This window comes from Bifidobacterium polysaccharolyticum (assembly GCF_016101585.1).
In the GTDB taxonomy this organism is placed as follows: domain Bacteria; phylum Actinomycetota; class Actinomycetes; order Actinomycetales; family Bifidobacteriaceae; genus Bombiscardovia; species Bombiscardovia polysaccharolytica.
The window spans coordinates 711,462-733,595 of record NZ_JACFQG010000001.1 but is presented as its reverse complement, the minus strand read 5'-3'; the positions used below and the strand labels follow the sequence as shown (position 1 = coordinate 733,595).

Annotated in this window: 10 protein-coding genes and 1 pseudogene; all 11 read right to left on the bottom strand. The window is 62.3% G+C overall.

All coding sequences use genetic code 11. The features are described from left to right. Positions 1-180: 180 nt before the first annotated feature. A complete protein-coding gene (locus H3T90_RS02900) occupies positions 181-3,687 on the bottom strand; it encodes an RCC1 domain-containing protein (RefSeq protein ID WP_198229523.1) in 3,507 nt (1,168 codons plus the stop codon). Positions 3,688-4,019: 332 nt separating this feature from the next. Continuing rightward, on the bottom strand, positions 4,020-7,781 hold the full coding sequence (locus tag H3T90_RS02895; protein WP_198229522.1) for an RCC1 domain-containing protein: 3,762 nt from the start codon (positions 7,779-7,781) through the stop codon (positions 4,020-4,022). Between the two features lie 304 nt (positions 7,782-8,085). Next, a complete protein-coding gene (locus tag H3T90_RS02890) occupies positions 8,086-11,799 on the bottom strand; it encodes an RCC1 domain-containing protein (protein ID WP_198229521.1) in 3,714 nt (1,237 codons plus the stop codon). A gap of 318 nt (positions 11,800-12,117) precedes the next feature. Beyond that, positions 12,118-13,632, bottom strand: a complete 1,515-nt coding sequence (locus H3T90_RS02885; RefSeq protein WP_332468224.1) for an RCC1 domain-containing protein — start codon at positions 13,630-13,632, stop codon at positions 12,118-12,120. 69 nt (positions 13,633-13,701) lie between these two features. Continuing rightward, positions 13,702-13,896, bottom strand: a pseudogene (locus H3T90_RS09090) (InlB B-repeat-containing protein); the annotation flags it as partial. Between the two features lie 151 nt (positions 13,897-14,047). Beyond that, positions 14,048-14,251 (bottom strand): hypothetical protein, encoded by a 204-nt coding sequence (locus H3T90_RS08860; protein ID WP_232350494.1) that lies wholly within the window; start codon positions 14,249-14,251, stop codon positions 14,048-14,050. Positions 14,252-14,500: 249 nt separating this feature from the next. Continuing rightward, complete coding sequence (locus H3T90_RS02880) at positions 14,501-15,166, bottom strand: TetR/AcrR family transcriptional regulator (RefSeq protein ID WP_198229519.1); 666 nt, start codon at positions 15,164-15,166, stop codon at positions 14,501-14,503. Positions 15,167-15,172: 6 nt separating this feature from the next. After that, positions 15,173-15,940: an ABC transporter permease gene (locus tag H3T90_RS02875; protein ID WP_198229518.1), complete on the bottom strand. Its 768-nt coding sequence runs from the start codon at positions 15,938-15,940 to the stop codon at positions 15,173-15,175. Positions 15,941-15,945: 5 nt separating this feature from the next. Continuing rightward, positions 15,946-16,917: an ABC transporter ATP-binding protein gene (locus tag H3T90_RS02870; protein WP_232350493.1), complete on the bottom strand. Its 972-nt coding sequence runs from the start codon at positions 16,915-16,917 to the stop codon at positions 15,946-15,948. 1,206 nt (positions 16,918-18,123) lie between these two features. Next, positions 18,124-21,162 carry an RCC1 domain-containing protein gene (locus H3T90_RS02865; protein WP_198229517.1) on the bottom strand — a complete coding sequence of 1,013 codons (3,039 nt, stop codon included), beginning with the start codon at positions 21,160-21,162 and terminating at the stop codon, positions 18,124-18,126. Continuing rightward, a complete protein-coding gene (locus H3T90_RS02860) occupies positions 21,163-21,951 on the bottom strand; it encodes an InlB B-repeat-containing protein (RefSeq protein WP_198229516.1) in 789 nt (262 codons plus the stop codon). Positions 21,952-22,134 lie beyond the last annotated feature (183 nt).

The following is a 22,134-nucleotide window of genomic DNA, read 5'->3' as shown; positions in this document are numbered from 1 at the left end:
CAGGAAGGTCGGCCTTGCGCGGCAAGAGGGGTGCCGGTTCTGTTGTGCTTGCTGGACCTCATAGGCAGGCGGGCGGACAGAAAGAATGGGTGGCTCCGTTGTGTTGGGGGATTGGCGGGGCCACCCTGGTTGGCCGGGCCGTCTTGGGATGCGGCCCGGCTGCTTACTCGGGTGAGGATTCTAGACGTGCAGGGCGTGGGCTTCGCGCCGGTGGTGTCCGGCTGCGACGGCGCCGGCTGCGGCGAGCAGCCCGGCGGCGAGCAGGAGGATCATGGTGCCGTTGCCGCCTGTCAGGGGCAGGGTGCCTTCGTAGGTATAGGACAGGTGCTTGGGTTCCTGTTTGGTGCCGCCCAGGGTCCAGTCCACGATCACATCGGCCTGCCCCGGATTATGGACGGGCGTGGCAAAAGAGACGGACCCGTCGGCATTCTGCTGCAGGGAGCCGACCGCTGCCTGGTCGAACTTGACGCCGGTGATCAGCAGTGCCGGGTTGAACGCCACCGGGGTCGGCGTGCTGCTCTGCGTCGCGCTTCCGTTGCCGAGCTCGCCGTACTGGTTGTCGCCCCACGCGTAGGCGTTGCCGTCACGCCCTATGGCCAGGGAATGAAAGTATCCTCCGCTGGTTCGTGCTGTTGCGAGCCCGGTGCCGGCGCTGCCCTGGCCTGCGGGCGGCAATACGCGCGTGGGCGTGGACCGGTTGCTGGTTGTGCCGTCGCCGAGCTGGCCGTAGACATTCCATCCCCATGCCCAGGCTGTGCCGTTCTGGTCAATGGCCAGGGAGTGGATCGTGCCTGCGTTGATTTGCGCGACTTGGAATGGCTGGCTGGAGTCTGTGGGGTTTCCTATCTGTTTGGGCCTGGGCCTGTTGGTTGTCGACCCGTCCCCCAACTGCCCGAATTTATTGTACCCCCATGTCCAGGCGGCGCCGTCCTGGCCGATGGCCAGGGCATGGAAGCATCCGGCGCTGATCTGCACGGCTTTGAAGGCCTTGCTCGTGTCCTTGGGGTCGGGCACGCGTGCCGGGTCGGCGGCATACGTGGTGCTGTTGTCTCCCGTGGCTGTGCCGTTGCCGAGCTGCCCGTAGTTGTTGAACCCCCAGGTATATACGTTGCCGTCCGCGTCCAAGGCCATGACGAGGCCCCAGCCGACGCTGACCTGGACCGCGTACAGCCCCTGGCCGGAGCCGTCGGGATCCTTGGCCAGGGTCGGCGCCCGCTTGGACGTGCTCCAGGCGCCTTGCTCGTTGTATTCGCTGCCCCAGGTGTAGACGCGCCCATCCGGGCTGATGGCCGCCGAGTCGGCGTAGCCGGCGCTCACCTGGACGGCCTTGAAGGGCTGGCCGTCCGCGCCCTTGACGGGCATCGGACTGGTCTGAGGGGTATTTGCGTCCAGGCTGCCGTTGCCGAGCTGCCCGTGGTCGTTGGTGCCCCAGCTGTAGACGATGCCGTCGCTGCCGATGGCCAGCACGTGGTGCCCGCCTGCCGCGGCCTGCGTGTAGGTGAAACCGGAGGCCACGCCGTCCGGCAGGGGGACCTTGACCGGCGTCTTCTGCGGAGTGCTGCTGGTGGTGCCCTGGCCCAGCTGCCCGTACTGGTTGCTGCCCCAGGCGTAGGCGTTCCCGTCGCTGGCCACCCCTATGGAGAAGTTGTTTGTCAAGATGCCGGCGCTGACCTGGTTGAAGCGGATGCCGCGGCTCAGCTTGGGCGGGGTGATGGTCGCCTGCTGGCCGCCCATCGCGTTGCCCTTGCTTGGGTTGATCGACCAGCCGCCGGTGTTGGCGGGGCTCCAATGTGCGACAAGGGTGATGTCTCCGGTGACCGGCTGGCTGAAGTCATAAGCCACATCGGATTTGCCATTGGCGTCCTTGAGGAACCAGCCGTCGAACAGGAAACCGGCCTTGGCTGGGCTGCTGGTCGGGCGTGTGGCCTGCTTGCCTATGGTGATCCGCTGCGGGTCTGGGACCGGATTGCCGCCGGCGCTGTCGAAGGTGACCGTGTGGGGGTTGATGTAGGTGTAGTCCAGGCGCGCGTCGGGCTGCTGGCCGTTCCTGCTCCAGGAGACGGTCACGTCGGTCTTGCCTCCTGCATGCTGGGGCGTGGTCACGCTCCAGGTGCCGTTCGTGTTTGCAGCCAGATTTGTGCCCGCAGTCCCGCCGAAGCTGATGCCGGTCGGCCTGGGAGACTCGGGGAAGGCGACCATGCCTGGCCGGTTGGCTGGCGTGGCGCTGGCGGGGGTGCGTGCCAGCTGGCGGCTGCTGTTGTCTCCCCAGCTGTAGAGGTTGCCGTCCGAGCCCAAGCCCAGGGCATAGCCCCCTAAATAGCCGCCTTCGATTCTGCCTTGGGTGATTGTGATGCCGGCCGGCATGGCCACTCTGCGTGGCGTACCGTCTTGCGTGCTGCTGGCGCTGCGTCCCAGCTGGCCTTTGCTGTTGTCTCCCCAGCTGTAGAGGTTGCCGTCCCATCCCATGGCCAGGGAATTATCGCCACCTGCGATGACCTGGATGAATCGTGTGACGCCTGCAGGCGGGTTCACTTTGTGCGGTGTACCGTCGTTCAACGTGCTGGTGCTGGTGAGGGCGCGTCCCAGCTGACCTAGGGAGTTGTCTCCCCAGCTGTAGAGGTTGCCGTCCGTTCCCATGGCCAGGGAATGATAGTATCCTGCGCTGATCTGGGTGAATTTCGTGCCGTCTGCCGGCATGGACCCCTTGCTCGGCGTGTTATGTTGATTAGAATCAGCACCGCCTATGCCCAGTTGCCCGGTACCGTTGTTTCCCCAGCTGTAGAGGTTGCCGTCCGAGCCCAGGGCCAGGGAATAACCACTGCCTGCGCTGAACTGGGTGAAGCGGACGCCTGTCGGCGGGGTGACAACGCCTGGTAGGTTTTCTGGCGTTTGGTTGGTTTCTCGTCCCAGCGCCCCGTTGGTTGTGTTTCCCCAGCTGTAGAGGTTGCCATCGGAGCCCATGGCCAGGGCAAAGTCTTTTCCTGTTTCGATGTGGCTGAAGCGTATGTCGGATGTGGTGGGCGTGGTCAGGGTGATCCTGGTGCCTCCTTCTGCTGGGCCGGAGGTGGGTTTGAGGCTCCATGAGCTGGTTATCCTGGTCCATTTGGCGGTCAGGGTGATGCTGCCGGTGACGGGCTGGCTGAAGTCATAAGCGACGGCGGTGTTGCCGGTGAACCATCCGTTGAACAGGTAGCCGTCCCTGCTCGGGTCCTTGGGTCTGGAGGCCTGTCCGCCGCTGGGGACGCTCTGGGAGGGTGTGTTGGTTTTGCCGTCGGGGTCGTTGAAGGTGACGGTGTAGGCTGCGCGTGTCTGGGGCTGGCTGTCGGTGGTCTTGCTTTTGATGCCGGTGTCGCTTGGCTTCTTGGGCGTGGCCTGGGCGCTGGTGAGGGGGAATGCGGTGTTCAGGGGCGAAGGCGAGGGCAGCGGAGACTTGGGGCCGGCCGGCAGGGTTGGTGTGGGCATTGCGGGGGTGGCGCCGGGGTTTTGCCGGTCCGTGCCGGGGGTGTGACGGCCTTCCTGGTCTGTGCTTTCCGGTAGGGCGGGCGTGCTGGCGCCCGTAGCGGATTCGCCGTCGGCTGTGTCGGCTGTGGCGAGTCCTCCGGCGATCAGGCTGGCTGGCAGGATAATGGCGAGCAGCATGCTGACGAGAATGGCCCTGCGGCTGTGCGTGTTCGTATGCTGACGCATGATCGGCATGATCCCCTTCCCAGGAACTGTTGCCGCGTACTTGGAACTCCCCCGGTCTGGCTCCCCCGATAGATGGCAGACACAATCCCAACCTATATATAATGCTATCACGGTTCGTTCGCATGCTCCAAGCGCCCGTCAGCCAGCCTGCCGGGCTGCTTGCCTGAACACTATATGAAGACTGCTTCACACCTTATTGACTCATTCCAGAGAGGGGTATAAAGGGTGGATGCAAAGAGGCGGGTGGCTCCGTTGTGTTGAGGACTGCGGGGCCACCCTGGTTGGCCGGGCCGTCTTGGGATGCGGCCTGGCTGCTTACTCGGGTGAAGATTCTAGGCGTGCAGGCTGCGGGTTTCGCGCCGGTGGCGTCCGGCTGCGACGGCGCCGGCTGCGGCGAGCAGCCCGGCGGCGAGCAGGATGATCATGCTGCCATTGCCTCCCGTCAGGGGCAGGGTGCCTTCGTAGGTGTAGGCCAGGTGCGCCTGGGTCTGGCTGATGCCGCCCAGGGTCCAGTCCACGATCACATCAGCCAGACCCGGACTGTGGGCGGGCGTGGCCAAAGTGACGGATCCGTCAGAATTCTGCTGCAGGGAGCTGACCGCCGTCTTGTCGAACTTGACGCCGGTAATCAGTAGCGAATTGAATGGCACTGGGGTCGGGTTGCTGCTCTGTGCCGTGTCGTTTCCAGTGCCGAGCTGGCCGTACTGGTTGTCGCCCCAGCTGTAGGCGTTGCCGTCCTGGCCGATCGCAAGGGAATGCTGGCTTCCGGCGCTAATGCGTGCAGTTTTGAATCCCGCGTCGGCATTGTTCTGTTGCAGAAAGCCATTTATCTGTGTTGGTGTCCGAGCGTTTTTGACGGTGCCGTCGCCGAGCCGACCGCTGCCGTTGTCCCCCCAGGCCCAGGCTGTGCCTTCCTTGTCAATGGCCAGGGTGTGATTCGTTCCAGTACAGATTTGGCTGGCTTGGAATCCTTGATTGGTGCCTGTGGGATCTTGTACCCGAACGGGACTGTACTGACGATCGGCAGTGGAGCCATTGCCGAGCTGACCGCGATCATTCCATCCCCATGCCCAGACTGTATCGGTCGTATCAATGGCCAGAGCGCTCCAGCTTCCTGCGCTGATTTGTTTGGCTTGGAACGGCTGACCTGTTTTGCCTTGGTATTGTACTGGCGTGGGTTGGTTCGTATAGGAGGAGTCACTAGTGCCGTTGCCGAGCTGCCCGTAGTCGTCGTACCCCCATGCATAAATGGTGCCGTTCTTGTCCAGGGCCATGATGAAGCTCCATTTGACGGCAACCTGGACTGCTTGCAGCCCCTCGTTCGAACCACTCGGATTCTGAACCAGGGTTGGGGTTGATCTAGATAGGCTGTATGAGCCGCCGCTGTTGCACTCACTGCCCCAGGTGTAGACGCGCCCCTGCGGGTCGATGGCCGCCGAGTCGTAGGCGCCGGCGCTGATCTGGACGGCCTTGAAGGGCTGGCCGTCCGCGCCCTTGACGGGCTGCGGCTTGAAATGGCCGCTGGTGGTGGTGTCACCCAGCTGGCCGCGGTTGTTGGCCCCCCAGCTGTAGACGATGCCGTCGCTGCCGACGGCCAGCACATGGTAGCCGCCCGCCACGGCCTGCGTGTAGGTGAAATTGGAATCCACGCCAGCCGGCAGAGGGACCCTGACCGGTGTTTTCTGCCGCCTGCTGCTGGTGCTGCCCTGGCCCAGCTGCCCGTACTGGTTGCTGCCCCAGGCGTAGGCGTTCCCGTCGCTGGCCACGCCCACCGAAAAGCCACTGGCCCTTCCGATTTCATAGCCGCCGGCGCTGACCTGGTTGAAGCGGATGCCGCGGCTGAGCTTGGGCGGGGTGATGGTCGCCTGCTGGCCGCCCAGCACGTTGCCCTTGCTTGGGCTGATCGACCAGCCGCCGGTGTCCGCGGGGCTCCAATGCGCGACCAGGGTGATGTTGCCGGTGATCGGCTGGCTGAAATCATACGCCACCTTGGATTCGCCCTTGGCATCCTTGAGGAACCAGCCGTCGAACAGGAAGCCGTCCTTGGACGGGCTGCTGGTCGGGCGCGTGGCCTGCCGGCCTTCGGTGATCCGCTGCTGGCCTGGGGCCGGATTGCCGCCGTCGCTGTCGAAGGTGACCGTGTAGGGGTTGATATAGGTGTAGGTAAGGTGCGCGTCGGGCTGCTGGCCGTTCATATTCCAGTTGATTGTTACGTCGGTCTTGCCTCCTGCATGCGGGGGCGTGGAGACGCTCCAGGTGCCGTCCTTGTTGTCCGTCAGGCTCGTGCCCGCTGTCCCGCCGAACTTGACGCCGGTCGGCTTCGGCTTCTCAGGGAAGTCGACCATGCCGGGATTGGAGTCGAATTTCTCGCTGGTGTCGCGTCCCAGCTGGCTAGCGCTGTTGTCTCCCCAGCTGTAGAGGTTGCCGTCCGAGCCCAGGGCCAGGGAAAAGTACCCATTAATCATGTTTGGCGCGCTGGCTTGGGTGATTGTGATGCCTGCCGGCATGGCCACTTTGCCCGGCGTGCCGTCTTTCGCTGCGCTGGGGTTGCGTCCCAGCTGGCCGTTGGTGTTGTCTCCCCAGCTGTACAGGTTGCCGTCCGATCCCATGGCCAGGGAATAACCGTTTCCTGCGCTGATCTGGGTGAATTGCTTGACGCCTGTCGGCATAGTCACTTTGCCTGGCTGATTGGCTGGCATGGTGCTAGTGGGGGTGCGTCCCAGCTGGCTGCTGGTGTTGTTTCCCCAGCTGTACAGGTTGCCGTCCGATCCCAGGGCCAGGGAGTGGGTGTATCCTGCGCTGATCTGGGTGAATTGCCTGACGCCTGCCGGCATGGTTACTTTGCCTGGTTGGTTGGCTGGCGTGGTGCTGCTGCTGCGTCCCAGTGCATTGAAAACGGTTTCTCCCCAGCTGTAGAGGTTGCCGTCCGATCCCATGGCCAGGGAATAATCAGTGCCTGCGCTGATCTGGGTGAATTCCGTGACCCCTGCCGGCAGGTTCACTTTGCTCGGCGTGGCATGAGAATTATCATCTGTAGTGCCATAGCCCAGCTGGCCGCAATCGTTCCGCCCCCAGCTGTAGAGGTTGCCGTCCGAGTCCAGTGCCAGGGAATGGCCGAATCCTACACTGATCTGGGTGAATTGCCTGACCCCTGTCGGCAGGGGTGCTTTCCCCAGTTTGTCATAAGAGGTGGTGGTGGTGCCGTTGCCCAGCTGGCCGCGTTCGTTCCCTCCTCCCATGCTGTAGAGGTTGCCGTCCGAGCCCAGGGCCACGGAGAACCCATTGCCGGAGCCGGCCTGGGTGAAGCGGTCGCCTTCTTCAGGCGGCTTGACGATGACCGGTCGGTTGGAGGATACAGTCTTACCGCCGTAGGCTCCCCAGTAGTAGAGGTTGCCGTCGGAGCCCACGGCCAGGGAATTCATGATCCCTGTGCTGATGTGGCTGAAGCGTATGCCGGATTGGGTGGGCGTGGTGAGGGTGATCCTGGTGCCTCCGTCTGCTGGCCCGGAGGCGGGGGACAGGCTCCAACTCCTGGTCCATTTGGCGGTCAGGGTGATGTTGCCGGTGACGGGCCGGCTGAAGTCATAAGCGACGGCGGTGTTGCCGGTGAACCATCCGTTGAACAGGTAGCCGTCCCTGCTCGGGTCCTTGGGCCTGGAGGCCTGTCCGCCGCTGGGGACGCTCTGGGAGGGTGTGCGGGTTTTGCCGTCGGGGTCGTTGAAGGCGACGGTGTAGGCTGCGCGTGTCTGGGGCTGGCTGGGGGCCGTCTTGCTTTGGATGCCGGTGTCGCCGGGCTTCTTGGGCGCGGCCTGGGCGCTGGTGAGGGGGGATGCGGTGTTCAGGGGCGAGGGTGAGGGCAGCGGCGACTGGGGGCTGGCCGGGGTGGCAGGCAGGATTGGTGCATTGGCTGATGGGTCGGCCTGTTGGCCTGCAGCCGTCTGCTCCAGCCTGGTCGGCTCGGGCACACTGGATCCGCCGGAGGCTGTGTCGGCCATGGCCAGGCCGCCCATGATCAGGCTGGCTGGCAGGATAATGGCGAGCAGCATGCTGACGACGATGGCCCGGCGGCTGTGCATGTTCGCATGCTGACGCATGATCGGCATGATCCCCTCCCCAGGAACTGCTGCCGCGTATCCGGAACTCCCCCGGTCCGGCTCCCCGATAGATGCCAGGCACAATCCCAACTATGTAGAAAATGCTACCACGGTCCGTCCGCATACTCCAAGTACCTGTCAGCCAGCCTGCACAAGACATGAAGGCTGTTTCACGTCTTATTGGCGATATAGAGGGCGGAAGCAAAAAGGTGGGTGGCTCCGTTGTGTTGGGGGATTGGCGGGGCCACCCTGGTTGGCCGGGTCGTCTTGGGATGCGGCCTGGCTGCTTACTCGTGTGAAGATTCTAGGCGTGCTGGATGCGGGTTTCGCGCCGGTGGCGTCCGGCTGCGGCGGCGCCGGCTGCGGCGAGCAGCCCGGCGGCGAGCAGGAGGATTATGCTGCCGTTGCCTCCCGTCAGGGGCAGGGTGCCTTCGTAGGTGTAGGCCAGGTGCACCTGGGTCTGGCCGGCGCCGCCCAGGGTCCAGTCCACAATCACGTCGGCCAGTCCAGGATTATGCACAGGCGTAGCAAAAGAGACGGACCCGTCAGAATTCTGCTGAAGGTGCTCCACAGCCGTCTTGTCGAAACTGACACCAGTAATCAGCAACGAGTTTAGGGTCACCTGGGTCGGGGTGCTGATTGGAGTCGTGTCGCTTCCGGTGCCGAGCTGGCCGGATGCGTTGTCGCCCCAGGCGTAGGCATTGCCATCCTGGCCGACAGCCATGGAGTGGTTCCATCCTGCGGTGATGCGTGCTGTTGCGAGCCCGGTGCCGGCGTTGCCCTGGCCTGCAGGCGGCGACACGAGCGTGGGCGCGGGCTGATAGAAGTCGCTGCTGTTGGTGCCGAGCTGGCTGTTGATGTTCCATCCCCAGGCCCAGGCTGTGCCGCTTTGGTCGACGGCCAGGGAATGGTACGCGCCGGCGCTGATCTGCGTGACTCTGGCTTTTGTTGGTTTTCCTATCTGCGTGGGCGAGGGCCGGTTGGTTGTCGTGCTGTCGCCCAGCTGCCCGCGGTAGTTGTACCCCCACGTCCAGAGGATACCGTCCTGGCTGATGGCCATGGCGTGGTTGGCTCCTGCGCTGATCTGCGTGGCTTTGAAGGTTTTGCTTGTGTCCTCGGCGTCGGGCACGCGTGCCGGGTCGGCGGCGTATATGGTGCTGTGCTCTCCCGTGGCTGTGCCGTTGCCGAGCTGCCCATAGTTGTCGTACCCCCACGTGTATACGTTGCCGTCCGCGTCCATGGCCATGACGAAGCTCCAACCGAGGCTTACCTGGTCCGCGTGCAGCCCCTGACCGGAGCCGTTGGGATCCTTGGCCAGGGCCGGTGCCAATTTGGATGTGCTGTAATCGGTGAAGTTGTTGTTTTCGCTGCCCCAGGTGTAGACGCGCCCATCCAGGCTGATGGCGGCCGAGTCGTAGGCGCCGGCGCTGACCTGGACGGCCTTGAAGGGCTGGCCGTCCGCGCCCTTGACGGGCAACGGCTTGGAACGCTCGGTGGTGGTGTTGTCGCCCAGCTGGCCGTGGTCGTTGGCGCCCCAGCTGTAGACGATGCCGTCGCTGCCGATGGCCAGCACGTGGTAGCCGCCCGCCACGGCCTGTTTGTAGGTGAAACTGGAATCCACGCCATCGGGCAGGGGAACCCTGACCGGTGTTTTCTGCGGAGTGCTGCTGGCGCTGCCCTGGCCCAGCTGCCCGTGTTGGTTGTATCCCCAGGCGTAGGCGTTCCCGTCGCTGGCCACTCCAACGGAGAAGCCGCTCAGAGAGCCGGCGCTTATCTGGCTGAAGCGGATGCCGCGGCTCAGCCTGGGCGGGGTGATGGTCGCCTGCTGGCCGCCCATCGCGGTGCCCTTGTTTGGGCTGATCGACCAGCCGCCGGTGTTGGCGGGGCTCCAATGCGCGACCAGGGTGATGTCTCCGGTGACCGGCTGGCTGAAGTCATACGCCACCTTGGAATCCCCCTCAGCGTCCTTGAGGAACCAGCCGTCGAACAGGAAGCCGTCCTTGGCCGGGTCTGTGATTGGGCGTGTGGCCTGCTGGCCTCCTGTGATTCGCTGCTGGTCCGGGACCGGATTGCCGTCGGCGCTGTCGAAGGCGACCGTGTAGGTGATGATGTACGTGTAGTCTAGGTGCGCGTCGGGCCTCCAGCCGTTCCTGCTCCAGAAGACTGTCACGTCCGTCTTGCCTCCTGCATGCGGGGGTGTGACGACGCTCCAGGTGCCGTCCTTGTTGTCGGCCAGGCTCGTACCCCGCCTATCGCCGAAGCTGACGCCGGTCGGCTTTGGCTTCTCAGGGAAGTCGACTATCCCGGGTTGGCCATCGAAGTAACCGCTAGCGTCGCGTCCCAGCTGCTGGTTGCCGTTCCATCCCCAGCTATAGATGTTGCCGTCCGAGCCCAGGGCCAGGGAGAAGTCCCCACCCAAAGTGCCGGGCGCGCTGGCTTGGGTGATTGTGATGCCTGCCGGCATGGCCACTTTGCGTGGCGTGCCGTCTTTCGTTGCGCTGGGGTTGCGTCCCAGCTGGCCACTGGTGTTGTCGCCCCAGCTGTAGAGGTTGCCGTCCGATCCCAGGGCCAGGGAATGCTCGCCGCCTGCGATGACCTGGGTGAATCGGCTGACACCTGTTGGCAGGTTCACTTTGCGTGGCGTGCCGTCCTCCGCCTCATTGATGCTGCGTCCCAGCTGGCCTTTCTCGTTGGTTCCCCAGCTGTAGAGGTTGCCGTCAGTTCCCAGGGCCAGGGAATGCTTGTATCCTGCGCTGATCTGGGTAAATTTTGGGACCCCTGTTGGCAGGTTCACCTTGCTCGGAGCGGCATGAGCATCAGAATCGCTAGCGCCGATGCCGAGCTGTGCGTGGTCGTTGTATCCCCAGCTGTAGAGGTTGCCGTCCGTTCCCAGGGCCAGGGAATGACTGTCTCCTGCGCTGATCTGGGTGAATTTTGGGACCCCTGTTGGCAGGATCACCTTAATCGGCTGTTGATTAGGGCTCGTACTGGGATTGCCGATGCCGAGCTGCCCGTAGCTGTTGTCTCCCCAGCCGTATAAGTTGCCGTCCGATCCTATGGCCAAGGAATAGTTAAATCCGGCACTAATCTTGGTGAATTTCGTGCCGTCTGCCGGCATGATCACTTTGCCCAGCCCGCTATTGGTAGTGGTACCATTGCCAAGCTGGCCTTGGTTGTTGAATCCCCAGCTGTAGAGGTTGCCGTCCGTTCCCAGGGCCAGAGTAAAGTTCATTCCTGCGCTGGTCTGGGTCAAGTGGACGCCTGTCGGCGGGGTGACGATCACTGGCCTTTTATCGGAGGCATCTCCCCACTTGTAAATGTTGCCGTCGGAGCCTATGGCCTGGGAAGCGTATGTTCCTGTGCCGACGTGGCTAAAGCGTATGTCGGGTGTGGTGGGCGGGGTGAGGGTGATCCTGGTGCCTCCGGCTGGTGGGCCGGAAGCGGGCGAGAGGCTCCAGGAGCTGGCGCCTTTGGTCCATTTGGCGGTCAGGGTGATGTTGCCGGTGACGGGGCGGGTGAAGTCGTAGGCGGTGTTGCCGGTGAACCATCCGTCGAACAGGTAGCCGTCCCTGCTCGGGTCCTTGTCGGGCCTGGAGGCCTGTCCGCCGCTGGGGACGCTCTGGGAGGGCGTGTTGGTTCTGCCGTCGGGGTCGTTGAAGGTGACGGTGTAGGCTGCCCGCGTCTGGGGCTGGCTGTCGGTGGTCTTGCTTTGGATGCCGGTGTCGCTTGGCTTCTTGGGCGTGGCCTGGGCGCTGATGAGGGGGGATGCGGTGTTCAGGGGCGAGGGCGAGGGCAGCGGAGACTTGGGGCTGGCCGGGGTGGCCGGCAGGGTTGGTGGATTGGCTGATGGGTCCGCCGGTTGGCCCGTCGCCGTCTGCTCCAGGCTGGTCGGCTCGGGCACACTGGATTCGCTGGGAGCAGTGTCAGCCGCGGCGAGGCCTCCGGCGATCAGGCTGCAGGCGAGCAGCATGCTGATGAGGATGGCACGGCGGCTGTGCGTGTTTGCATGCTGACGCATGATCGGCATGATCCCCTTCCCAGGAACTGTTGCCGCGTGCTTGGAACTCCCCTGGTCGGCTCCCCGATAGATGGCAGACACAATCCCCACGTATATACAATAGGCTATCACGGTCCGTCTGCATGCTCCAAGTGCCCGTCAGCCAGACTGCCGGGCTGCTTGTCTGAACACTATATGAAGACTGCTTCACGCCCTAGTGGCGATATAGAGGGCGGGAGCAAAGAGGTGGGTGGCTCCGTTGTGTTGGGGGATTGGCGGGGCCACCCTTCGGCTGGGCTAACTTGGGGTTTAGTCCAGCCGCTTACTCGGGTGAAGATTCTAGACGTGCAGGGCGTGGGTTTCTCGCCGGTGGCGTCCGGCTGCGGCTGCGCCGGCCGTGGCGAGCATCCCGGCGGCGAGCAGGAGGATCATGCTGCCATTGCCGCCCGTCAGGGGCAGGGTGCCTTCATAGGTGTAGGCCAGGTGGGCCTGGGTCTGAATGACGCCGCCCAGGGTCCAGTCCACGATCACGTCGGCCAGTCCCGGATTATGGGTGGGGGTGGCCAGGGTGACGGATCCGTCAGAGTTCTGTACAAGGTGGTCCACGGCCGTCTTGTCGAACTTGACGTTGGTGATGTTGAGGGGGGTGGGGTCGAACATGGTCTGGATGGGTGTAGGGCTGTTGCCTGTTGTGGGGATGCTGGTGTTGCCGAGCTGGCTGTAGTCATTCTTGCCCCAGGCGTAGGTGTTGCCGTCCTGGCCGATGGCCAGGGAATGGTTGTGGGCTGCGCTGACGCAGACGGCCTTGAATCCTTGGCCTGTATTGTTCGGACCGGTTACTTTCGTGGGGGTGCCCTGCGAATTGGTGTTGCCGTTGCCGGTCTGCCCGTATTGGTTCCAGCCCCAGCCCCAGGCGTTGCCGTCCTGGTCAATGGCCAGGGAGTGCCATGTGCCAGCGCTGATCTGGGTGGCTTTGATGGTTTTGCCGGTGTTGGTGGGGTCGTTCGTGGGCCTTGTGTAGTTAGTGTCGTTGACCTTACCCCAGGTATACAGGCTGCCGTCCTCTCTTCCGATGGCAAGGGCGTGCCTGGTGCCGGCGCTGATCTGGGTGGCTTTGAAGGTTTTGTTGGCGTCCTTGGGGTCTTGGACGGGCTTCGGGTCGTTGGCGTAGTCGGCGTTTCCGTCTCCTGTGGCTGTTCCGTTGCCGAGCTGGCCGTTGGTGTTGTATCCCCAGGCGTACACGCTGCCGTCCTCGTCCAAGGCCAGCAGGAAGCTCCATTTGGCACTGACCTGGACCGCGTGCAGCCCTTGGCTGGAGCCGTTGGGATCCTTGGCCAGGGTCGGCACGAGCTTGGCCGTGCCATAGGTGGAGTAGCTGTTGTGCTCGCATCCCCAGGTGTAGACGCGGCCTTGGTCGTCGATGGCGGCCGAGTCGTAGGCGCCGGCGCTCACCTGGACGGCTTTGAAGGGCTGGTTGCTAGCAACGTTGACGGGCTGGGGCTTGTACCGGTCCGTGGTGGTGCCGTCACCCAGTTGCCCGTGGTCGTTGCGGCCCCAGCTGTAGAGGATTCCGTTGGAGCCTATGGCCAGGGTGTGGGCGCCGCCTGCAGCAACTTGCGTATAGGTGAAGCCGGCGGCCACGCCGTTGGGCAAAGGAACTTTAGTAGGAGTGTTCTGTGCAGTCGTTTCGGCCGGGTCTTGACCCAGTTGCCCGTATTTGTTGTTGCCCCAAGCGTAGGCATTCCCGTCGCTGGCCACTCCCACTGAGAAGCCAATGACATCCGGTTGCTCGCCACCTGCGCTGACCTGGTTGAAACGGATGCCCCGGCTGTGATCAGGAGGAGTGATATTCACGGTGGTATTGCCAGTTATAGGTCCGCTATCTGGGTTGAGGCTCCAAGTGTTAGATTGTTTGGTCCAATGTGCGGCCAATACCGTCTTGCCGGTCACGGGCTGGCTGAAATCATAGGCTACTTTTGATTCACCGCTGGTGTCACAGATAAACCAGCCGTCAAACAGATAGCCGTTTCTTGATGGGTTGGTGGGTCGAATAGCTTGGTTGCCGTCGTTGACGTTTTGCGAAAATGTAGAGTTTCCGCCTTCAGGGTCGGTGAAGATAACAGAATATTCTACGGAAGAACGCGTCTGTAAATGATTTCTGGGAGTTAGTTTCGCCGAATTTAAAGATGGATATTTAGCCAGCGGGGACTCAGGCGTTATTGGTGTGGTGGATGTTTTTGCTTTGCTCGGGAAAGTGCCGGGGTTTTGCTTAGCTACGCGAGGGGTCTGACGACCCCCCCCCCCCGGTGTCTCCTGCTGTGGCAGGCGCGCTCGCGCCGGCCACAGCAGGCTCGCTGGCCGTAGGGCTGGCATCGGCGCTGGTGCCGGCAAGCAGGCTTAAAGGCAGGATGACGGATAGCAGAAGACTGATGGCCGCAGCCGGTCTGATTGACGTGTGCTGACGCTGACGCATATTAAGCAAAATCCCCTTCCCCAAAGACTGACGCCACCGGTACCTGTCGGTAGAGCTATCCTTGGAGGCTTTCTTGACGTTACGCATATCCCCATCCCTCTGTGCGAAGGTGCGAGCAGGAAGCCTTACGTTTTTCAACTATACTACTTGCCAATAAGGTCCTCTCAGATGGAATGTCGGGGGAGCAATTCTGAGTCGGTCTTCGACGTTGATGGATGCGTGACCAGGGTTGATCCATTAGCCACTAATTCAGGCAGACCAACCGGCGATCAGGGCGTGCAGGCCCTTGCGGTAGCTGGTCTCCATAAGTGCACTGATTCCGTCGCCCGGAGAATCGAACAGCCTCTTCAGATCATCGAATCCTTGGGCATCCTCGGCCAGCTTTTTTGCCAGTTCCGTATTGGTCTGGCCACCCGCACCGCCGACCGGGGGAGAGGCCTGGGCGATGGCGCTGCCCAAGGTCAGTCCGGCCAGGCTATTGAGCAGGTGGATGGTGTCGGAATCGACCTTAAGTCCGTGCGCGGTTAGCTGGTTCAGCCAGGTGCTGACCATGTGGAAGGACTGGTCCGTGTTGATGGGATGCGTGGCCATGAGCGGGAGGGCCCGGGGATGCGAAAGCAGCGTCCGGTGAACCTGGAGCATGACCTCTTCCAGCGCTTGCCGCCATCCCATGCCTTGGGGTATGGAGTCGAGGTCGGTGGCTGACTGCCATATGAGCTCGACGATCCCATCGAGCAGGGCGGCCTTGCTGGGCACATGGCGGTAGATGGCTGGCCCGGACACCCCCATCTGCTTGCCCAGGGCGCGGATATTCAAGGCGTCCAGTCCATGTTCATCGACGAAATAGAGGGCGGAGCGCAGAACATAGTCTCGGTTGAGCGTCGTCTTGACGGGTGCCTTGGGTGGGTCAGCCATGCTTCCTCACTCCTTCCGCTGTACTCCTCTCTTGAATAGTACCGTTGCCAGGAGAGCCAGCGCGAGCAGGAAGGCCAGCAGGATACGCAGGTCAGGCCATACATCTGCCATTCCAGCATGGTCGAAATTGATTTTTCCTACGGCATCCATGGCCCAGTAGACGGGACTGCCCTTGGCCAGCTTCTGTGCCCAGTCCGGGAATCCGGAGACAGGGCTGAGGGCTCCGCCCATGCCAGCCAGGAGCATGCCAAGAATGTTGTTGAAGGACATGGCCATGTTCTGGGAGGACGAGAATATGTAGAGCAACAGGCCGAAGAGGGTCAGCACAATTGAAATGAGCAGGCAGACCGCGGCCAGGGCCAGGACTGATCCATTGGGCCGATAGTGGTAGAGCGCCGTCCCGATCAGCATGACTAGAGAGACCTGGACCACCTGCACCATGAAGGACACGCTCAGTTTGGCCATGACCAGGTCGAAGAGGGAGACCGCTGACACCCGCATTCTGTCCCAGGTGTGCCATTCATGCTCCTGGAAGAAAAGTTGGAGGACCAGTTGCAGGGAGAACATGGAGAAAAGGATGGCGAACCCTGGAAGCGCCTGCTCGGATCCGTTCGCGCTCAGATGCCCCTGAGCTCGCAGTGAGTCCCGGTAGGAGGGCAGCATGAAAGGGATGATAATCAGGGGAATGGCCACGATGACCGCCTGCAGCCAGATGCTTCGCAACTCGATTTTGAAATTCAGGCGGAACGCTGCCAGATATCCGTTGAAATGCATGGCGCTCACCTGTCTTCCCATGCTCGTGACCCGGCCGGATCACTTGAGGATGTACCCATGACGGTCATGTAGGCCGACTCGATGTCAGGCTGGACGATGGTGATTGACGACAGACGGGCATTTTTCATGACCGGCTCCTGCAAGAGGCGGGCCAACTCCTGCTCTGGGCTGGAAACCGGGTGATCGGGCACCAGAAAGCCGTCTGTCATTCGCCATCCGGGGATCTTGCCTGGGGCCTTACCGACGAAGGAGATGCGCAGGGATGCCCGGGCATATTTGTGGAGCACCTGCTGCAGGGAGCCCTGGACCTGGATTCGCCCGTCGATCAGGAAGGCGAGGTCAGCGCCCATCTCTTCCAACTCCTTGAGATAGTGGGTGGTGTAGATGATGGTGGTGCCCTGCCGGCTCATGGCCTTGACCATGTCCAGTATTCTGGAGCGGGCCTCCACATCCGCCCCAACAGTGGGCTCGTCCAGGAAGAGCACCGGGGGATTGTGGACCATGGCCATGGCGGTGTGGAGGCGTCGTTTCTGCCCTCCCGATAGATTCTCGGCCGATGTTCCTGACTGGGAACCCAGCCCCATGAGCTCTATCAGCTCGTCGGCCCTTCTGCTGCCCTGCTTGGTGTTCAGCCCTTGCAGGCAGGCCATGCCGCGCAGGTTGTCTCGGACGCTGAGGTGGGGATAGATGCCCAGGTCCTGGGGCGCGAGTCCGATGACTCGGCCGAAGATGCGTGAGGGCGTTCGATAGGGGTTGTGCCCCTCGACTGTGATGTGGCCCGAGTCCGGCTGGCCCAGTCCGGTCAAGGCCGAGATCAGGGTTGATTTGCCTGCTCCGTTCCGACCCAGCAGACCCAGAATGCTTCCGCGTCTGACCTGAAGATCCACACCCTTGAGCACCTGCCTGGTCCCGAATGATTTGCGCACCTGTTGACAGGACAGGGTGTATTCCCCTGAATTGTTTCTTGCAGGATGCAAGGTATACCTCCTGATGATTGTTGCTAATTAACAATGTAAACTATAATAACATCGTTAACAATTAATCTCGCATCATCGTGACTGCGGCATCAGCTCTTGGTGGTGATTATGAATATGAAACCGAGTAGAGATTGCATCCTTTAATAAGGATCTGTTGAGGATCTGTGCATTCTCTCGCGCAGTATGGTCCATCAATGCTGATTTATCTGCAGTAATTATCAGCGGCATTTATCGGCAAAGTGTTTCTGATCTCTGTCGGGGCGGTCTCGGCGCGCTCGCAGACACTTTGCCAATAGACGTTAGGGAGAGTGTGTTTTCCCTCATTATTGCAGTGAGTACTATGATTTTCGTTGGCAGTGTTGGGAATCCGATAACTACTCTTCGACGAAGAAATGATAGGTGATTTATGTCTACCGGTGCCGGCTTGTTGGGTGCTATTGACACCGTGTTCTTCGCAGTCACCGCCTGCTTTTACAGGTACTGGAAGCTTGGTAGCAAGCTGTTTAGTAATCGGATCTTGCCTGAATGCAAACACAATTACTGGCCTATGTTGTTCGATTAATCCTCGCGCACGAATCAGAAGCTGAATTTCTTGAAGTCTTGATGGCAATCCGGGGTTTTATGATTCTGATCGTCCTTATCTTGCGGAAACGTTTAAAAGTCTGGACTCCGGTTGTCAAGGGCTCTGCCCTAGATAGCCGGGGCGGTCTTTGCTCTGCGGACGGTGGGGAACTTCAATGTAGCGGGCTTGTTGTTCAAGTGTGGGCCAGACACTCTTTCTGCCCACCGGGGCACGATTTTGTGCGCTCCACTCTGCCTCGGGTTCGCTGTCGTTCTGGTCCTGCACTGAGGGCTTACAATTTGGCGAACACCAGCTTTTAGGATCCAGTTGAGGCAATGACAGTGGCGAGCTCGGTAGAAGACTGTTGTCGCGAGTGCGCGAGTGTTTGTGAGGGAAAGCTCTCAGCTTTGCAAAACTCCATTGTGAGCTATCCATACGGGTAATAAGCCTAAAAAGGACTTGATGATCTGATGAACTCGTCAAGGCTCTTTTATTGCTTATCTATAACTGGGCAGGAGAAAACAGCGAGCTAGGGACGGTATGAAAAAGGTGGGTGGCTCCGTTGTGTTGGGGGATTGTCGGGGCCACCCTGGTCGGCCGGGCCGTCTTGGGATGCGGCCTGGCTGCTTACTCGTGTGAAGATTCTAGGCGTGCTGGATGCGGGTTTCGTGCCGGTGGCGTCCGGCTGCGACGGCGCCGGCCGTGGCGAGCAGCCCGGCGGCGAGCAGGAGGATCATGCTGCCGTTGCCGCCCGTCAGGGGCAGGACGCCTTCGTAGGTGTAGGCCAGGTGTGCGGGTTCCTGTTTGGTGCCGCCCAGGGTCCAGTCCACGACCACATCGGCCAGTCCAGGATTATGGGCGGGGGTGGCCAGGGTGACGGACCCGTCGGGGTTCTGCACCAGGGGGTCCACGACTGTCTTGTCGAACTTGACGCCGGTGATCAGCAGTGCCGGGTTGAAGGCGACCAGGGTCGGGGTGCGGCTCTGCGTCAGACTTCCGTTGCCGAGCTGGCCTAAGCGGTTGTCGCCCCAGGCGTAGGCGTTGCCGTCCTGGCCGATGGCCAGGGAATGGTATTGCGCCGCGCTGACCCGCGTGGCCTGCAGGGATGCGCTGGCGCCGGCGGACGGGTCGGGGCTTCGCACGCTTGTCGGCGTGAGCAGGGCAAAGACGTCGCCGTTGCCTAATTGGCCGTAGGCGTTGTATCCCCATGCCCAGGTGTTGCCGGAGCTGTCGACGGCCAGGGAGTATATGACTCCTGTGCTGATGCCGACGGCGGTGAAACTGCCTCTTCCACCCGGGTTCTTGACCGGTTCGGGGACGAGCTTGTCGTAGGTGGAGCCGTTGCCGAGCTGGCCGGAGTTGTTGTGCCCCCAGCTCAGGACGGTCCCGTTCCTGTCGATGGCGAGGCCATGGTCCGTGCCTGCGCTGATCTGCGTGGCCTGCAGCCCTTTGCCGGGGTCATTGGGGCTGTTCGGGTCGCGCACCCTGGCGGGCGTGGCTGTGTAGGCGCTGCTGGTGCTGTTGTTGCCGAGCTGGCCGTAGTTGTTGTATCCCCAGGCGTATACGTTGCCGTCCTCGTCCAGGGCCATGATGAAGCTCCAGCCCAGGCTGACCCGCACCGCCTGCAGCCCCTGGCCGGATCCGTCGGGGGCGGCTGCCGGGGTCGGCGTCTTCCGCGGCTGGGTGAAGCTGGGGTTGAAGTTGCCGTCGCGGCTGTTGCCCTCGCTGCCCCAGGTGTAGACGCGCCCGTCCGGGCTGATGGCCGCCGAGTCGTAGGCGCCGGCGCTCACCTGGACGGCCTTGAAGGGCTGGCTTGTGTCGTTCGGGTCCGGCACGGGCTGCGGCTTGGAACGCTCGACGGTGGTGCCGTCGCCCAGCTGGCCGTGGTCGTTGGCGCCCCACCTGTAGACGATGCCGTCGCTGCCGACGGCCAGCACATGGAAGCCCCCCGCCGCGGCCTGCGTGTAGGTGAACCCGGAGGCCACGCCGTCCGGCAGGGGGACCCTGACCGGCTTGCTCTGCTGCACTTTGTTGCCGATGCCCAGCTGCCCGTGCTGGTTGCTGCCCCAGGCGTAGGCGTTCCCGTCGCTGGCCACGCCCACGGAGAAGCCTGCCGCATCACTCATCTGGTAGCCGCCGGCGCTGACCTGGTTGAAGCGGATACCACGGCCCAGCCTGGGCGGGGTGATGGTCGCCCGCTGGCCGCCCAGCACATTGCCCTTGCCCGGGCTGATCGACCAGCCGGAGTCTTTCTCAGGGCTCCAATGCGCGACCAGGGTGATGTCCGCGGTGACCGGCTGGCTGAAATCATACGCCACCTTGGAACCGCCCTTAGCGTCCTTGAGGAACCAGCCGTCGAACAGGCAGCCGTCCCTGGCCGGGTCTGCGGTCGGGCGTGCGGCCTGCCTGCCCTCGGTGATTTGCTGCTGGCCTGGGGTCGGCTGGCCGCCGGCGCTGTCGAAGGTGACCGTGTGGGGGTTGATGTAGGTGTAGCTCAGGTGCGCGTCGGGCTGCCGGCCGTTCATGCTCCAGGAGACGGTCACATCAGTCTTGCCTGCTGCATGCTGGGGCGTGGTCACGCTCCAGGTGCCGTCCTTGTTGCCCACCAGACTCGTGCCCGCCGCCCCGCCGAAACTGACGCTGACGGGCCTAGGATTCTCCGGGAAAGCGACTTTGACCAGGCTGGCGTCCTGTGTGCTGCTAGTGTCGCGTCCCAGTTGTCCGTTGGTGTTGTCTCCCCAGCTATAGAGGTTGCCGTCCGATCCTTGGGCAAGGCAGTACCATGCTCCTGCGCTGGCTTGGGTGAAAGTGATGCCTGTAGGGTTGTCGGCTTTTCCGGGCTTGTCTGCCGGGGTTTTGCTGGTGTCGCGTCCCAGGCGCCCATGGTCACTGTCTCCCCAGGTGTAGAGGTTGCCGTCCGAGCTTACTGCGGCGGTGTGCCAGCCTCCTGCGCTGGCTTGGGTGAAGGTAATGCCTGTAGGGTTGTCGGCTTTTCCGGGCTTGCCTGCGGGAGTGTTGTTGGTGTCGCGGCCGAGGCGTCCGTTGTCGCTGTTGCCCCATGTGTAGAGGCTACCATCGTCGCTTACGGCCACGGAGTGGCTTCCTCCGGCGCTGGCTTGGGTGAAGGTGATGCCTGTAGGGGTGTCGACTTTGCCGGGGTAGTTGCCCTGGGTGCTGCCGGCGGTGCTGCGGCCAAGCTCACCGTGTGTGTTGTCGCCCCAGGTGTATATGTTGCCTTGACTGTCCAAAGCAGCCGTGTGGCCCCAGCCTGCGCTGACACTGGTGAAGGTGATGCCTGCTGGGGTCGTCTGCACCTTGCTGGGTTTGGGGTCGGATGTGCCTGTGGTGTCCCGGCCCAGTCTGCCGGCACTGTTATCTCCCCAGCTGTATAGGTTGCCCTCGGAGCTTACGGCCACTGCGTATGAGCGGCCTGCACTGACGCTTGTGAAGGTGATGCCTGCCGGGGTCTCTACCTTGTTGGGCCTGTTGGCTGGGGTGTTGCTGGTGACTGTGCGGCCCAACTGGCCTAGGCCATTGTCTCCCCAGCTGTATAGGTTGCCGTCGGAGCCCAGGGCTACGGAGAATCCGTAGCCTGCGCTGTCTTGGGTGAAGGTGATGTTTGCTGGGGTCTCTACCTTGTTGGGCCTGTTGGCTGGGGTGTTGCTGGTGACTGTGCGGCCCAACTAGTTTTTCTGGTTGTCTCCCCAGGTGTAGATATTGCCGTCCGATCCCACGGCTCCGGAGTGAACGTCTCCTGCATCGGCCTGGCTGAGCCTGATGCCACGTGCCGGGGGCGGGGTCAGGGTGGTTTTGTCGCCTCCCGCGGCTGGCCCTGAGGTGGGGGAGATGCTCCAGGTGCTGGTTCCCCTGGTCCAGTGGGCGGTCAGGGTGAAGTCTGTGGTGACGGGCTGGCTGAAATCGTAGGCCACGTTGGAGTCGCCTTTGTCATTTTTGATGAACCAGCCATCGAACAGGTAGCTGTCCCTGGTTGGATCCTTGGGGGGTCGGCTGGCCCGGGTGCCGTCGGCAATGGACTGTTTGCTCAGGGTTGTGCTGTCATCTTTAAAGGTGACGGTGTGTTGTGTCGATCGCGTCTGATGCGTATTGTTGTCGCTTTTACCAGGTTTGGATGTTGTAGCTTTCGGCGGTGAAGACGTGGTTAGGGGTGAGGGCGTGGGTGTCAGCGGGGAGGCTGTGTTCAGGGGCGAGGGTGCGGGTAGGGACGACTGGGGTGTTGTTGATATTGCACTACTGGGAGAAATAACAGAATTTTGCTTAGCTACGCGAGAGGTCTGACGATTACCTCTCTCGTTGTTTCCTGTCATGGTCGGCGCGGTAGCTATGACAGGCTGGCTGGTTGTCGTGTCGGCAGCGGCTAGGCCGCCGGTAATCAGGCTGGCGGGCAGGATGAGGGCGAGCAGAAGGCTGATGGCCGCTACTGGACGGCTTGGCGTGTTCGTATTCCGACGCATGATAAGTGGGACACCCTTTCCCCAAGAATCGCGACACATGTCTAGGACGCTCTCTGTCCTAGCTGAAAGCCGCATGCCGGGCACAATCCCGACTCACGTAAGACAGGCTACCACAGCAGGCCAGCATGGGTGTAAGCATCAACCTGTCGATGCTTTATGGACCTGCTTTCCGGGACTCCTGCA

What these genes read in the sequence shown, in the direction of transcription:
- H3T90_RS02900 (WP_198229523.1), bottom strand. Translation starts at nt 3,687, where the DNA reads ATGCGTCAGCATACGAACACGCACAGCCGCAGGGCCATTCTCGTCAGC.
- H3T90_RS02880 (WP_198229519.1), bottom strand. Translation starts at nt 15,166, where the DNA reads ATGGCTGACCCACCCAAGGCACCCGTCAAGACGACGCTCAACCGAGAC.
- H3T90_RS02895 (WP_198229522.1), bottom strand. Translation starts at nt 7,781, where the DNA reads ATGCGTCAGCATGCGAACATGCACAGCCGCCGGGCCATCGTCGTCAGC.
- H3T90_RS02890 (WP_198229521.1), bottom strand. Translation starts at nt 11,799, where the DNA reads ATGCGTCAGCATGCAAACACGCACAGCCGCCGTGCCATCCTCATCAGC.
- H3T90_RS02875 (WP_198229518.1), bottom strand. Translation starts at nt 15,940, where the DNA reads ATGCATTTCAACGGATATCTGGCAGCGTTCCGCCTGAATTTCAAAATC.
- H3T90_RS08860 (WP_232350494.1), bottom strand. Translation starts at nt 14,251, where the DNA reads ATGCGTCAGCGTCAGCACACGTCAATCAGACCGGCTGCGGCCATCAGT.
- H3T90_RS02860 (WP_198229516.1), bottom strand. Translation starts at nt 21,951, where the DNA reads ATGCGTCGGAATACGAACACGCCAAGCCGTCCAGTAGCGGCCATCAGC.